Source organism: Chryseobacterium sp. 'Rf worker isolate 10' (genome assembly GCF_050753305.1).
Lineage (GTDB): Bacteria > Bacteroidota > Bacteroidia > Flavobacteriales > Weeksellaceae > Chryseobacterium.
Genome location: NZ_JBOZOF010000007.1, coordinates 1 through 15018, shown reverse-complemented (window position 1 = coordinate 15018; position 15018 = coordinate 1). Strand labels below are relative to the sequence as shown.

The 15018-nt window shown below is 35.4% G+C and carries 16 protein-coding genes and 1 riboswitch; of the genes, 11 read left to right on the top strand and 5 right to left on the bottom strand.

The genetic code is table 11. The annotated features are described in order from the left end of the window. Window positions 1–6 precede the first annotated feature (6 nt). Entirely contained in the window at window positions 7–498 is a 492-nt protein-coding gene (locus LKL37_RS21770) for a DUF456 domain-containing protein (RefSeq protein ID WP_149833114.1), read from the top strand. Window positions 499–514: 16 nt separating this feature from the next. After that, window positions 515–1024 (top strand): hypothetical protein, encoded by a 510-nt coding sequence (locus LKL37_RS21765; protein WP_431612468.1) that lies wholly within the window; start codon window positions 515–517, stop codon window positions 1022–1024. Here the strand turns inward: LKL37_RS21765 and LKL37_RS21760 are convergent. From LKL37_RS21760 to LKL37_RS21750, 3 genes are read right to left on the bottom strand one after another with little or no spacing between them, the layout of a single operon-like run. Continuing rightward, window positions 1011–1652, bottom strand: coding sequence for a uracil-DNA glycosylase (locus LKL37_RS21760; protein WP_431612469.1), 642 nt, complete (start codon window positions 1650–1652; stop codon window positions 1011–1013). The genes LKL37_RS21765 and LKL37_RS21760 overlap by 14 nt on opposite strands. A 40-nt stretch (window positions 1653–1692) precedes the next feature. Continuing rightward, window positions 1693–2691, bottom strand: a complete 999-nt coding sequence (locus LKL37_RS21755) for an acyltransferase family protein (RefSeq protein ID WP_431612470.1) — start codon at window positions 2689–2691, stop codon at window positions 1693–1695. 47 nt (window positions 2692–2738) lie between these two features. Then, on the bottom strand, window positions 2739–3260 hold the full coding sequence (locus LKL37_RS21750; RefSeq protein WP_431612471.1) for a GNAT family N-acetyltransferase: 522 nt from the start codon (window positions 3258–3260) through the stop codon (window positions 2739–2741). Window positions 3261–3446: 186 nt separating this feature from the next. Here LKL37_RS21750 and LKL37_RS21745 point away from each other — a divergent pair, with 186 nt between their 5' ends. The 4 genes from LKL37_RS21745 to LKL37_RS21730 all read left to right on the top strand — a co-directional run bounded on the left by LKL37_RS21745 (window position 3447) and on the right by LKL37_RS21730 (window position 8256). Further along, window positions 3447–5594, top strand: coding sequence for an endonuclease MutS2 (locus tag LKL37_RS21745; RefSeq protein WP_431612472.1), 2148 nt, complete (start codon window positions 3447–3449; stop codon window positions 5592–5594). A gap of 453 nt (window positions 5595–6047) precedes the next feature. After that, on the top strand, window positions 6048–6710 hold the full coding sequence (locus LKL37_RS21740; protein ID WP_431612473.1) for an ATP-binding cassette domain-containing protein: 663 nt from the start codon (window positions 6048–6050) through the stop codon (window positions 6708–6710). A gap of 30 nt (window positions 6711–6740) precedes the next feature. Beyond that, a complete protein-coding gene (locus LKL37_RS21735) occupies window positions 6741–7541 on the top strand; it encodes a hypothetical protein (protein WP_431612474.1) in 801 nt (266 codons plus the stop codon). Between the two features lie 34 nt (window positions 7542–7575). Beyond that, window positions 7576–7755, top strand: a riboswitch (cobalamin riboswitch). Window positions 7756–7872: 117 nt separating this feature from the next. Next, window positions 7873–8256 (top strand): acyl-CoA thioesterase, encoded by a 384-nt coding sequence (locus LKL37_RS21730; RefSeq protein WP_105703267.1) that lies wholly within the window; start codon window positions 7873–7875, stop codon window positions 8254–8256. Between the two features lie 57 nt (window positions 8257–8313). On the opposite strand, the gene LKL37_RS21725 is transcribed toward LKL37_RS21730, so the two are convergent. Both LKL37_RS21725 and LKL37_RS21720 read right to left on the bottom strand, forming a co-directional pair. Next, entirely contained in the window at window positions 8314–8904 is a 591-nt protein-coding gene (locus tag LKL37_RS21725; RefSeq protein ID WP_431612475.1) for an HD domain-containing protein, read from the bottom strand. Between the two features lies 1 nt (window position 8905). Further along, window positions 8906–9604 carry an XAC2610-related protein gene (locus LKL37_RS21720; protein WP_431612476.1) on the bottom strand — a complete coding sequence of 233 codons (699 nt, stop codon included), beginning with the start codon at window positions 9602–9604 and terminating at the stop codon, window positions 8906–8908. A gap of 536 nt (window positions 9605–10140) precedes the next feature. Between LKL37_RS21720 and LKL37_RS21715 the strand changes: the two genes are divergently transcribed. The 5 genes from LKL37_RS21715 (at window position 10141) to LKL37_RS21695 (ending at window position 14698) form a co-directional block, all read left to right on the top strand. Next, entirely contained in the window at window positions 10141–10470 is a 330-nt protein-coding gene (locus LKL37_RS21715) for a PadR family transcriptional regulator (RefSeq protein ID WP_002977573.1), read from the top strand. Between the two features lie 11 nt (window positions 10471–10481). Further along, window positions 10482–12203 carry a PspC domain-containing protein gene (locus LKL37_RS21710; RefSeq protein ID WP_431612477.1) on the top strand — a complete coding sequence of 574 codons (1722 nt, stop codon included), beginning with the start codon at window positions 10482–10484 and terminating at the stop codon, window positions 12201–12203. Between the two features lie 315 nt (window positions 12204–12518). Then, complete coding sequence (locus LKL37_RS21705) at window positions 12519–13115, top strand: 1-acyl-sn-glycerol-3-phosphate acyltransferase (protein WP_431612478.1); 597 nt, start codon at window positions 12519–12521, stop codon at window positions 13113–13115. Window positions 13116–13144: 29 nt separating this feature from the next. Further along, the gene (locus LKL37_RS21700; RefSeq protein ID WP_079242705.1) at window positions 13145–13573 is read left to right on the top strand and encodes a PaaI family thioesterase; all 429 of its coding nucleotides are present in this window, start codon (window positions 13145–13147) and stop codon (window positions 13571–13573) included. Between the two features lie 156 nt (window positions 13574–13729). After that, window positions 13730–14698: a chorismate-binding protein gene (locus tag LKL37_RS21695; RefSeq protein WP_431612479.1), complete on the top strand. Its 969-nt coding sequence runs from the start codon at window positions 13730–13732 to the stop codon at window positions 14696–14698. Window positions 14699–15018 lie beyond the last annotated feature (320 nt).

Genomic DNA, 15018 nt, shown 5'->3' with positions numbered 1-15018 from the left:
AAAAGAATGGATACAACAATTATTAATATTTTCTGTCTTATTCTCTTGTTTATCGGGATATTGGGAACTTTCCTTCCTGTTTTACCCGGGCTTTTACTGAGTATCTGCGGGCTTCTGATTTATAAATTCGGGACAGATGCAGATCTTCCCATGATTTATATCTGGGCATTCGGGATTCTTACAGCAGCTTCCGTAGTTTTAAGCTATGTTATTCCTGCAAAAACCAACAGAAAATATGGCGGTACACGCTGGGGCAGTATTGGTTCTGTGATAGGAACGATTGTGGGAATATTTATTCCAATTCCATTAGGTTTCCTTGTGGGAATGTTTGCAGGTGTATTTATCGGGGAATTACTTCACGACAGCAAGGATATGAATAAGGCTTTACAATCTACCAAAGGAGCACTTATTGGATTCATTTACGGAACCGGATTCAGTTTTGTGGTAGGAGTGGCAATGTTTTTGGTTGTACTACTTAATATGTTTAACGTCATTTAATCAAATATAAGAAACTATGTTCCATAAAGCTATCATACTCAGTCTGGGAATATTTGCATTAACAGGATGTGATGCCCAAAAGAAATCTAAGGATGCTGCAAAAGCATCTGTAGTGAAAACTAATCCAAAAGCTATGAATTCTAATGATCAGAAAGACGGTATTCTATACCTTAGTGAAGGTGAGAATAAGTTTTTGAAAGAATATCAAATGAATGTAACTTTCAAAGGGGTTTCTGAAGACAGCCGCTGTCCTGAAGGAGTCAACTGTATCTGGGCCGGAGTTGCTCTTGCTCAGGTGGAAGTAATGGGAACCGCTACCCGACCCACTATTCTGAACCTGGCAAGTATGGATTTTTCCGGAAGAAATTACCATCAGTCGGCAGAGTTTAACGGCTATACCTTCACATTACAGGATGTTGCTCCCTATCCTAAACAACCGGACGGAACAGCAGCATTAGCAGGAAAATATAAAATCGGAATTACAATAAAAAAAGCAGATAAAGCCACAAATTCTACCACGAAATAGGCTTCTTCCCTTTGGAAATAAGATATTCGTTAATTTTCGAGAAAGGCTTACTTCCAAAAAAACCTCTGTAAACAGAAAATGGAGAAGGGTGCGCCGATTTCAGAATAAAATGTTTAGCCGGATCAATCAGTTCGGCTTTTTTTTGTGCAAAAGCACCCCACAAAACAAATACCACATTCTCTTTTTTGTCTGAGATTTCTTTAATGATAAAGTTGGTAAATTTTTCCCACCCAAGATCTTTATGAGAATTAGGAGAATGAGCACGAACGGTTAAAGTTGCATTCAATAGTAAAACACCCTGTCTACCCCAGTCATCAAGTTCTTTGGAAGTTCTTACAACTCCCAGATCATCTTTTAATTCAATAAAAATATTCTTGAGTGATGGCGGTGCCGCAACCTGTTCGGAAACAGAAAAACACAAACCATTTGCCTGGTAGTCATTATGATAAGGATCCTGACCAATAATTACCACTTCTACATCATCAAAAGCGGTTAGTTCCAATGCTCTGAAAATCTGATTTTTTGGTGGAAAAACTTTCGTTGTTGCATATTCATTCTTCACTTTCTCCCAAAGAGTTGTAAAGTATTCAGTACTCTTTATCGGGGCTAAAATTTCTGTCCAGGTCATACTGCAAAAATAGGAATATTAAAATAAAATAAGAACTCCATTATACTTTAAATATCTTCACTTTTCTTTCAATCAGGATATATGAAAAATAGGACAACAATAACGAAAAAGCTATCAACAGCAGATTATTATGAAGAGAATTATCCACAAGTATAAAGTTCTGATCCCTGACAATATGATGTATAATATACAATGAATATGAGATGTTTCCGAGCAAATAAACAGGCTTGGTTTCCAAAAACATCTGAAGATAATTCTTTTCCTGTGTATACAATTGTCTGATGATCAAAGCTGATAAAAACGGAATAAAGATTAGTCCCCTCGTTGTAAACAACAGTACAAAAGTGATGATAAGTACTGCATAAACTGGCCATTTACCTTTTATTTTGATTCCGGGTAAAACAGCAACTCCAATTCCTAAAAAATAAGAGGCTATTGTTCTTATTAAAGAGTTTACCCCATACGGAATATCCAGATATTTTGATGATCTCCACAAGTTTACAGAATCCGCTGAATGAATATACAAGTCGGGAAAATGAGGAAGAATTAATCTCAAAAAAAGACCTGCAAGAATCAAAATTTCACCGCGGATCTTATACCGGATGATCAGATAAAGCATGAAAGGAAATATAAGATAACACATCCATTCTGTACTCAAAGACCAATAAACGATATTCAACAGACGGTCCGGATTGAAAAAGCACTGCACCAGTCCGGCATTGATAAAAAATGTAAGCCACGAAGTATCCTTTATCAGCAGAACAATAAAAATAATAGATATAAAATATACCGGGTAAATCCTGTTGACTCTTTTCTTATAAAAAGTCTGTATTCTTTTGAATTCAAGATTTTTAAATTTATCCGAATAGGAAACTGTCAGGAGAAAAGCGCTTAATACAAAAAAGATATCTACAGCAAGATATCCTTTCCCTATAATATTTTGAAGAATTTCGTTTTTAAAATCAAAAAAATGAAAAAAAGTTACCCATAATGCCACTACACCTCTAAGTCCTGTTAAAGATTTTATTTCATTTTTCATATATAATTTCAATCGGCAATAAAGATAAAAAAAACCTGCTAGATTTTCTATTTACGATCACTGGACAGTCTTTTCAAACTGAAAATAATATTATCCGGAAAACCTTCATCTTCCTTTCCTTCCTGCAAAATAAAATCATGCTTTACAAGAAGCCCTTTTGAGTTTTCATTAAGTTTATTGGTGATTGCTACAATTTCCTCTAAATCTAATTCGTTAAATCCCAAATCTAAAACCGCTTTCAAAGCTTCAGACATAATTCCTTGTCTGTGATATTCCGGTAACAATTCATAACCAACTTCCGCTGTTTTCCGGTCTTCGGAAAAATTCCAGAGGCAAATAGTTCCGATAAGATTCGGCTGGTCTTTTAAAGAAATTCCCTGGTAAACGGTTTGGTTGTTTTTAGTTTTTTCTTTGATGGTCAAAATAAACTGAAGTGCATCGTAATTATTTTTTGGTGAATTCCTCTGCACAAACTTATTAGTCACTTCATTGCTTCGAATGCGTAAAATATCCTCAATGTGGCTTTCGTTGATGTCTCTCAGTAATAGTCTTTCGGTTTCTAGTTTCATAACTCAAATGTAATAAAAAGAATATCATAAATTTATATCAACGCAAAGGTTATAAAAACCTTTGTTTTTTGAAGTTTAAAAATTTTTAAGAAAAAAATTACTCTAAAATCATCAAATTCAAAGGTAATTTATTCTGTAAATCTCTCAGATATACGTAATAATCAAAATTCTCACTAAATTTGCACTGTGTATATAGATAAAGAAGATTTAGACGAATTAGAGTTTCCGCAATTGCTCGCGGAAATCTCCCCATTTGCGTATTCTCCAAAAACAAGAGAAAAAATTCTTCAACTTCGGCCGATGGAAATTGACGAGGCGGAACTTTCATTAAAAAAAACCTCAGAATATCTGTCGAGTTTTGAAAGTTCAAATGCAATTCCGTTTGATGAATATGAAGATATTGAAAGTGAGCTGAAATTGATGCTGATTGAGAACTACCGACTGGAAAACGCTGCTTTCATCAAAATAAAAACCATCACAGAACAGATCGGAAAACTTCAGAAGTTCTTCCCTACGATGCCGGAAACATTTCCTAATTTATTGGAAGAAGTTTCTGTACTGGAATTCAGAAAAGAGATCATTGATAAGGTAGATAAGGTTTTTAACCGTTTTGGTGAAGTAAAAAGTGAAGCTTCTCCAGCTCTGAAAGGGATCAGAACTGAAATCCAGCTTGCAAAAAAAGCCATTCAGGAAAATTTCAACCGTGCCCTTACCACGTATGGACAGAGTGATTTTTTGGATGATATCCGGGAAACAATTATCGATGACCAGAGGGTTCTGGCTGTAAAATCAGGATTTAAGAAGAGAGTTGCGGGAAGAACGTTAGGAATTTCCAAAACAGGTTCCATTACTTATATTCAGCCGGACAGTGTTGTAAAGCATTATTTCAAACTCCGTGAAAATGAAGAGGAAGAGAAAAAAGAAATTGATAAAGTTCTTCGTAAACTTACGGCAGAGCTCGCAGAGTTTCAACCTCAATTATGGAAATACCAGATTTATATTTTTGACCTTGATCTTACGAGAGCTAAGGCAAAGTTCAGTGAATTGATCGACGGGGTTCTTCCGAAAATTAATCACCACAACACGCTGAGACTAAAAGATGCTTATCATCCTTTATTATGGTTACGAAATAAAATTGAGAACAAGATCATCCATCCACAGACACTTACCTTAACGGATCATAACAGGATTATCTGTATTTCCGGTCCGAATGCCGGTGGAAAATCAATTACTCTGAAAACGGTAGGATTATTACAACTGATGATTCAGAGTGGTATTCTTGTTCCGGTTCACCCAAAGTCTGAAATGTTTTTCTTTGAGAAAATCATGACTGATATCGGTGATAATCAGTCCATTGAAAACCATTTATCAACATATTCATCAAGATTAAAGAAAATGTCCGGAATCATCCGAGAGGCTGATGCCAATACGCTTTTACTGATTGATGAATTTGGTACAGGTTCTGATCCTGAGCTTGGAGGTGCCCTGGCGGAAAGTTTCATGGAATTTTTCTATGACAAAAAGAGTTTCGCCATCATTACGACACACTATACCAACATTAAACTGGTGATAGAACAGCTTCCCAATGCTCAAAATGCAGCCATGCTCTTCAATGAAGAAACATTGGAACCGATGTATAAACTGGAAGTAGGACAGGCAGGAAGCTCATTTACTTTTGAAGTTGCTGAAAAGAACAAGATTCCAAGATTCATTATCCATTCTGCCAAGAAAAAGGTAGAACATGATATTGTCAATCTTGATAAAACGATTGTAAAACTGCAGCAGGAAAAATTTGAGGTAGAAAAATTAAAATCTGATCTTGCAGAAAGAAAAGAGTCTGTAGAAGACAAGCGTGATAACCTTCAGAAACTGAATGACCAGCTTCAGCAGAAATTATTTAATTTCCAGAAACTGTATGAGGAAGAACACCGCAAACTTCAGTTCGGGAATAAGATTGAAGCATTCATCGACAGCTATACCAAAGGAAAATCCAGAAAAGATGTTGTAAAAGATTTCGTAAAGCTTCTTGAACAGGAGAAATTCAGAAAATTAGGAAGTGATAAGGATGAAACAAAACGTCTGCAGGTTGTTAAGAGAAAAATCACTCAACAGCTGAAGAAAGATGATGTGATTGAAAAAATTGCCGAAACCAATGAAAAACTGGAAGAAAAACGTAAAACCGACCGTGCCGTTTGGATGAAAATCGGACAGCGGGTTCGTATTACAGGAAGTACCAGTGTAGGAACTATCGAAAAGATTTCCAGAAACAAGGTAATTGTCAATTACGGAACCTTCAAGACTACGATTGACGCGGATGAACTTGAGAGAATTTAATCCATCAGCAATTATATTAACGCAAATATTAAGAGAGAGCACCGGAAGGTACGCTCTCTCTTTTATTTTAATACCTTCATGAATTCTGTATTTTTTTCTTTCATATAAACGTTTTTAATATATTTGAAATGCATATATACAATGTTGCACAAGCATATGAATTCTTAACATTTTGAATATGGTCAGAAACTTTACTATTCTTTGGATTTTTTATAAAAAGATACTGCTTCCCGCCCTGCCGTTCTCATTGCTCATTTCTTTTCTCCTTCCCTTCAGAGTTGAGACATTTGGTTTAAGTTTTCTTTTAATTGCACCTGCTCTCCATTACTTTATTTATGAATTAAGATTTAAAAACGAATATTATTTTTATGCCCATTCAGGGTTTTCAAGAACTTTTCTTTGGGCAGGAACCCTATTATTAAGTCTTGCTGTAAAAATTATAACATTGTTCTTATGAGTAAACTGCATGTTGATAGTGTAACAAAATCTTTTAGTGAAAGAAAAATTCTGCAGGATATCTATATAGGATGTGAAACAGGACAAATCATGGGATTACTTGGCAGAAATGGAAGCGGAAAATCAACCCTGCTAAAAATTATCTTTGGAATAGAATATGGTGATACTCAGTTTATAAAATATGATAATAAAATTCTGAAAGGCATATCCGATAGAAAAAACAGAATTGCCTACTTATCACAGGATCTTTTTTTACCCAAATATATAAAAATCAAAAATCTGATTCCTCTTTTTTGTAATCAAAAAAATACTGAGTTGCTTTTTACTTCAGAATTTGTAAGACCTTTCCTTGATCAAAAACCTAAAACCCTTTCCAAAGGTGAACAGAGAATTATTGAAACTCTTATGGTCATTTATTCTGAAGCAGACTTTATTTTATTGGACGAGCCATTTCACAGTCTTTCTCCAAAAGTTACTGAAGAATTAAAGAAAAATATCCGTCAGCAATCATCTCATAAAGGATTTATTATTTCTGATCATAACTTTAAAGATGTTCTGGATATTTCTGACTCTATATATCTGCTTTCTGGCGGTCATCTGAAACAAATACAAGATTTAAGTGAACTGCAGCGCTATAATTATCTTCCGAAAAGCATTTAATTTATATATTTGAAGGATTAAAAAATTTTCATGATGACTTTCATAAACAAAGCATTCTATTTATCTGCTTTCAGTATTCTATCTATAGCTTTTGTAAAAGGGCAGAATAAAGTTCCTTTCGGAGTTGTAAAGGCTGAAGAAGGATATGCCAATGTACGGGTTCATAAGGACAACTACAGAAAAATTGTAGACAAGATCCGTATGCGTAAAGGTGATGTATTTGTTTATGTAAAGCCTGCTCCCGGAGAAACAGAGTGGATCTGGATCAAATATCCCGAAAAACAGGATGATGATAAACCTTTTGTACGTTATGAAACTCTTGATAAAGAAGGAATGGTGAATAAAGAACGTATCGCCTATATTGATCAGCTTCCGGCCTATACTCCTTCCAAATCTAAAAACGGAAGATCACTTATTTTCACAGATAATTCTGACCCCAAAATTCCTACTGCTCAAAGAAGCAAAGTAGTCATTGATGTTTACCCTTCCAACGCGGGATACCGTAAAAAGGAAAAAGATGCAGAAGGGAAACTGCTTACCATTGATAAAGTAAAACCATGGGGAATCGGGAATGATCTTCCCGAAGGGATGACTGAAATCAAATCCATCAGGGTACAGCAGCCCGGAAGAGGGTCTGTTTTTGTAAGAGAGGCCATCAAAAATATGTTCCAGCCTACCATGGATTTTGAGAATGTAGGCGTAACCTCCCTGGATAACGACAATATTTTTCTTTATATGATCAACGGTTCAGGAGAAAACAGATATACTACGCTGTGGACCATCAAGAAAGGAAGAGTAATCAGCCAGATTATTTACCATAATCCGGAATAAATTCATTATTTTTGCCCCCGAAAAGTTTTAACGCTTATTCATCATAGAAATTGGTTCTGCATCACTGCAGATTAAAAGGGAACCGTGTGAAAATCACGGACTGTCGCGCAACTGTAAGTAACTGTAATCTTTATCAAAGATCCACTGTGCGAGGCATGGGAAGGAGATAAAAGATGTTACAAGTCAGGAGACCTGCCTATTTCTTAAACAAGTAACTTTCGCGATTTGAAGTTGTATTGATCTGATGGATTGTTTCAGGGATTCTCTTGATTCCTGTTATTGTTCTGTTGTTTTAATATCGTTTTCATTTCGCTTTAATTAATAATGATATATGACTACAGAAGAAAGAATTAAAGCATCCGAAACCAGTATCTTTAAAGCGGTTTTCCCTAACACAACCAATCATTACGATACCCTTTTTGGTGGTACGGCTATGCAGCTGATGGACGAAGTAGCTTTTATTACTGCTACCCGATTTGCAAGAAAAAGAGTGGTAACAGTAAGCAGTGACAAGATAGATTTCAAGAAACCTATTCCTGCCGGAACCATTGTGGAGCTAATCGGGAAAGTTTCCTACGTGGGAAAAACCAGTATGAAAGTAAACGTTGAGATCTATACCGAGCAAATGTATTCCTACGAAAGAGAAAAAGCCATTGTAGGTGATTTTACTTTTGTAGCGATTGACGAATTCAAGAAACCAATCCAGATACTATAAGTAATAAAGAATCGGGCGGCCAGAGGCCGCCCGATTCTTATTGTATTCTTATCAAAGCTATTTTACCACTTTTTCTGTTTCCAGACTTTGGCTCAATAAAAGTTCAAAAGCCTCTCCCATTTCGTCCGATGCTCTACTGATCGCATTTTCAAGCATATTTCGGATTTGCTTTTCTGTCACTCCCGCTTCCGTCCAGCTTTTTCCTGAAGTGTGGGAATTTAAGATAAACGGCATTATTCTATCAATTCCACATGCAAAAATAGCATCTGGCGTTTTCTCATCTTCAAATTCAAGCCATAGATTAAAGAATTCTGTACGTAAAGGCTCATCAAGAATTCCGAAAATCTTTTGAGCAGATGCCTTTTCTCTTTCAAACTTTCCTACCATTGCTTTTTCATCAAAAATAAAAGTATCTCCGGCTTCTATTTCTACAAGATCGTGGATAGAGAGCATTCTTATCACTCTTAATAAATCAATATCTGCGCGGTTTTTAGCATATGGATAAAGGATCTGAGCCAGAATAATAATCTGCCAGGAATGTTCTGCTGTGTTCTCTCTTCGGGAGTCATCTGCATTATAATTTCTTCTCTGTACATTTTTCAAAGCATCCACTGCCAGGATAAAATCTATTTCTTTCTGAATTTTCATTTTACTTTTCTCTATTGTATTGTTCTGATGGATATACCTTGGTTTTGGTTACCCATTTATTATTAATCTTCTCTTTTGTAATCACCTTTACGCGACCTTCTACCGTCATATCTTCTTCTTTTTCCAGAACTTTATCAAGTCCTTTATTCGGAATTACAGCATATTCCGTTGTAAAAATATCACAGCAGCCAGATTTTCCATAGGCTATGAGACGTTTTCGCTTGGCATCAACCTCAAAAATATCAAAAGAGCTGGAAGCAAGATCCGTAAGCTCCTTACTCTTCACAAATGCCATTCTCGTGCTGTTGAATACATATACATCATAAGAAGCAGAGCTATAATTCCCCATATTACCATTTCTTACCGCTATATCTTCTGTCCCGTCAAAATTAAAGTCATCAATGATTATAGGACTGTTTTCGTTCTTTAGCTGAAACATTTTCCCTTGCGTTGGCTTTTCGCCTTCATTAAGATTCAGGACCAGGTCATCAGATACAAAAGTCTGCACCTTTGTGTTTTTATGATCAAACAAATCTACAGTTCCTTTTCCGTTACATCGGCCGTCATAGCAATTATCCACGTGAATGACTGCATCATAGCTCTTCGATGCGTTTTTAACCTCAAACTGATATTGTCCGAAACAGGCAGGCCCCAGCAAAACAAAAGCCGGTAAATGCTTATACTTATTGAATAAATTCATGGTAATAGTAAATGATTTAGGTGTTTTTTTCCTAACAAAAATACGAATCATAACACCGATCTCAAAATTCAAAACTCATTATCTGGAAGATTTAAAACAATTAAAATCCTTTAAATAAGAGAATATTTATTTCTGAGAAGCTGTTTCCCGCTATACGCTCATACTCCTCGCTCCCTGCCAGAATCCAAACCGCTGTGGGGTAACCGCTGCTATCGGGGCTATAATATGAGTAATAAGTAATCGGTAATAAGCAATAATTAATAATGATGATTTTTTGCTCCGTATTTCTTCCAATTTTATTTAAAATGTAGAGATTTTTTAGACATTTTCCTCTCAAATTCATTTTCATAAAAATCCACATATAAAATTATAGAACTGATTACCAGTATTTTATGTTATTTATTTTAAAAATTTCACTACTTTGTATTGCATAATACCATTTTATTTACATATCTTTGTAATGTAAAATTAGAATAGGCTCAGCTAGCTAGGAGCATTTTTCTAAAAATATAACTAATTAACAAAACTTATCAAAGATGAATACCGAAAATACCAAAGCGCAAATGCGAAAAGGAATTCTGGAATTCTGTATTCTAAGTCTCATCAATAATCGCGAAATGTATGTTTCTGATCTTATTGACGAACTGAAAAAAGGAAAACTGGATGTAGTGGAAGGAACCCTCTACCCTCTTCTTACAAGACTTAAAAACGGAGAGTTTCTCTCTTACAGATGGGAAGAATCTACAGGAGGACCACCCAGAAAATATTATCAGATCACAGAAAAAGGAAAACTTTTCCTGGATGAACTTCTAAATACATGGAATGAGCTGACAGCCTCAGTAAACCAAATCACCCAACAAAATTAAAAAACAAAGCTATGAACAAGACACTCTCAATAGGACTCGCAGGTTTTTCTTTTACCATAGAAGAACACGCATATATAAAGCTCAGCGATTACCTGAATGCTCTGAGAAGCTCTCTGGATGCTTCTGAGGCTGATGAAGTAATGCATGACATAGAAATAAGAATGGTGGAGATTTTCAAAGATTCTTTAGGAAAACGTGAAGTAATCAACGATACCGATGTAGAAAAGGTAATCGCACAGATCGGAAGCCCTGAAAAAATCGAAGAACAGGAAGAAGCTTATTTTTCTGAAAAAACATCTGCCAGAAATAACTATTCAGGAACCAACTATACCGATAAAAAACAACTGTTCCGTGATCCGGAAAAACAAAAAGTAGCAGGGGTCTGCGCAGGTTTAGCTCAATATGTAGGAATGGATATTACTACCATGAGAGCAATCTGGCTGGGAATCTTCGTATTAGGAATTTTCACAGCAGCCATCTCATCTTCACTGATCGGTCTTTTATATGTAATCCTTTGGATCGTACTTCCAAAAGCTGAAACAGCAGCAGATTTCCTGAAAATGCAGGGAAAGCCTATGAACTTCGACAATCTTAAGAATGAGTCTAATAAATTGGTGCAGTTTGCCAATGAATCTACTCAGAGGGTCGGAGAAATCTACAACGAAAATAAGCCTTACATCAATAATGCAGGAAGTGGAATCTGGAATATATTCAAGTACATTGTAGGAGGATTCTTCGTATTGATGGCAGTAGGAAGCATTATCGGAGTATTTGTATTATTTGGTCTTTTCGCAATGGATACAGACTTCCCGGGAGCTAATGAAATCAGATTCTACATGGATGATCAGGGACTTGATAAAGTATTGGCAGCCATGATGGTAATCGGAAGTTTAATTCCGGCAATCCTTTTCAGCTTATTAAGCATCAAGATCTTCTCTCCAAAAACAAAACTGAGAAATATCGGATGGGTAATCGGAGGTTTATTCCTTCTTCTGATCGGATTGGGAACTTACTTCGGAATCAGCATGGCTAAGAAAAACATGATCTATAGAGGAAGCAAAGAAGATGTAGAGAATGTTGCCATCAACACGACTTCAGATACAGTATATGTAGATGTAAAACAGATCAATATTCCTCAAAATTTCAAAGCTTACGACAATGATATTTATTCTGATAAAAGATCTGTTTACGAAGAAGATTATATCTCAGTAGATGTAACAAGAAAGCCAGATATTAAAACACCTTATCTGATCATCAAAAAAGAAGGAAAAGGATATAATTTCCCAATTCAGATGACTGTGCCTGTGGAAATAGTAAACAACAAAGTATTGCTTCCAAACTACATCAAATATCCATATGATCACAGATTCAGAGATTACAGCCTGAATTATGAGCTTGTAGTTCCACAGAAAACAGTTGTTATCCCTATGAAAAAAGATGGTATCCATATAGATGGAGATTTAGACGGAGATGGCATCAATGACGAAGATCAGGACAGAGATGAAGACCACAACGGTGTTAGAATTGAAAAAAACAAAATCACGGTAAACGGTTCCAGTATCGAATACAACTCGGATGATAAAGACAGTATCATTGTAAACGGTAAAAAAGTTCCGAACAACCAGGCAAAGAAAGTAATTGATTCTGCAGTGTCCAATATCAAAAAATCAAATAAAGATATGGACATCAAAATCAAAGACGGAAAAAACGAAATTTCCATACAAACTAAATAATTAACTTCAGAGAGTGGTAGAAGGTGTGAGTGGATGGCAACCGTTTGAAATTCACACCCTTCTTCTCTCAGAAAACTGAAAATAAAGCCTTATTTAGTTTCTTATGTGAAAAAAAAGGTTTAATTTCGTAGAGCAAAAATTTAATAACCAACCAACCAAAAACACATCCTTATCATGATACAATTTGCAATGGAATTCGTAATGAAAATCGTAGATTTAATTAGCGGTTTGTTTTAAGAGCGATAATATTTCAATATATTTGTAAAGTATAACCAAAGTTTGGTTATACTTTTTTGTTTTTAATCCAAGAAATCTATGAAAAAGCTGATAGGCAAAGCAATGTTAAAAATATTAGGCTGGAAAGTCGTTCTGCAGGGCGATGTCAACAACCTGAACAGGTGTATCCTTGTGGTAGCACCTCATACCCATAATATGGAGTACATTTTAGGAAATTTCGCCTATTGGTCACTGGAAAAACCTTTGAAAATCATCATTAAAGATGCTCATACCAAAGCATGGTACGGAAGCCTTGTAAAAGGTCTCGGAGGTATTGGTATCGACAGAAGCCAGAAAAATGATCTCGTAAATTTTGTAGCCAACCAGTTTTCAAAAGAAGACTTCAGCCTTGTCATTACTCCGGAAGGAACAAGAAGCTGGGTTCCGAAATGGAGAAAAGGGTTCTATCACATGGCACTCGCTGCAAAAGTTCCTATTGTACTGGCAGCAGGTGATTTCAAAAGAAATATTGTTTATCTGGGGTATACGATCCCCTACGAAAGAATAGCTTCCGTTCCTTTTTCAGAAATCATGCAGGAAATTCAGGACTATTATATAAAAAATGATATTACCCCTAAAGTTCCGGAAAACTGGAATCCTAATATTATGGGAACAGAGCTAGAAGCTAGAGGCTAAATTAATCATCATTTATCAATTATAAAAAAATGAAAGGTCAGACAAAAGAAGAAATATTAGCATTCATCAATAACTGGGGAGACGTAACTCTTGCGAAAACCCTTGAAATAAAATTCATAGATATTGATCTCGAAAATGAAACCCTTACCGCAACAATGCCTGTTCTTCCAAGAACTCATCAGCCGTTTGGGATTATGCATGGAGGAGCAAGCTGTGTTCTGGCTGAAACGTTGGGGTCAAGCCTGTCTAATATCTTTATTGATGGTGAAAAGTATTACGGGGTGGGAACCAATATCAATTCTAACCACTTAAGAAGCAAAAAAGACGGAATTGTAACTGCTACAGCACGATTTATCAGAAAAGGAAAAACAATGCATGTTTCTGAAATTGAAATCCGTGATGAAAAAGGTATTTTGATTAATCATACGACAATGACGAATAATATCATCAACAGATAAGTTACAACAACATAAAAAATCAGGAGCTTAAAGTAAATTTGAGCTCTTTTTATTTTGACATCTTTAAGACTAATAATACCTTTGTAGAAAGGAAAATTACATCCGGAATTTCCTGTCTATTTCCGGTAGGTGATTTTCAAAATCCCTTCATAACTAATGATTTATTTCAAATTTCCTTTCGACGAAAGATTACTGTCTGCAGATGAAAAAAACACAAAAAATGCAGTCACCTTTTTTTCTTACAACAGCTTACATCAAATCAGCTTCAATGGAGATATTTTTGAAATAGATCCGTCTGAGTTCACCCATACTTCGATTACCAGTGAAACACTGAATGACGACCCTACAAATTCTTCCGCAGAAACTAAAGAAGAATACAGCAAAACCTTACAGCAGGTTATTGAAGTCATTAAAGAAAACAAACTCCCGAAGCTTGTTTACTCAAGAAGGAAGATCTTTACAGATTTTAATACGATCAATTACAGAGAGAGTTTTAATAATTTATGCAAATCTTATCCCAATGCTTTCAGGTATTTGTTTAATGACGGTCAGAATGCCTGGATGGGAGCTTTCTCCGAAGTTTTAGGAAAGTTTAATAAAACAACGCATAAGTTTGAAACCATGGCTCTTGCAGGAACTCTTCCCGTATCTGAAGAATGGTCTGAAAAAGAAATAGAAGAACAAAAACCAGTCACTACTTACATTCAGGATATTCTCAAAAATTATTCTGACGATGTAGAACAATCGGAAACATACGATCATATTTCAGGAAATATAAAACATTTACGCACAGATTTTAAAACGAATATTAAAGCAGAAGACCTTGACAAGCTAATTCAGGATCTTCATCCTACCCCTGCTGTTTGTGGCATTCCGAAAGATTTTTGCAACGAGAGTATCCGTAAGTATGAGAAATTCCCCCGTGAATTCTATGCCGGATATATTAAAGTAGAAACTGAAGAGAGCATTCTGTATTTTGTAAATCTACGTTGTGCAAGGCTTTATAAAGATTCTGTACATGTTTTCGTGGGAGGTGGAATAACAGCTCAAAGCAATCCTGAAAAAGAATGGAGAGAAACGGAACTGAAATCTGAAGCGATATTGAAAAATCTGGTTGTTTCTTAGATATATTGTTTTTACTTATTAATTAAACCACAGATTGTGCAGATTTTCACAGATGTTTGCGTATAATTTCTTTGCTGAGTGAAACGCCCTTGCGAGCGATTTCAATGCTAATTATAAAACTTTGTGAACATTGCGTTGTAAAATAGGTTTTGGCTAAAGCCAATAGAAATTCATCCCTTATTTTAAACGGACTAAAGCCCGTTCCTATTGAATAGGAAAACCAATATTGCATTTAATGACAGCATAATTCATAATTCATAATTCATAATTCATAATTCATAATTCATAATTCATAATTCATAATTCATAATTCATAATTC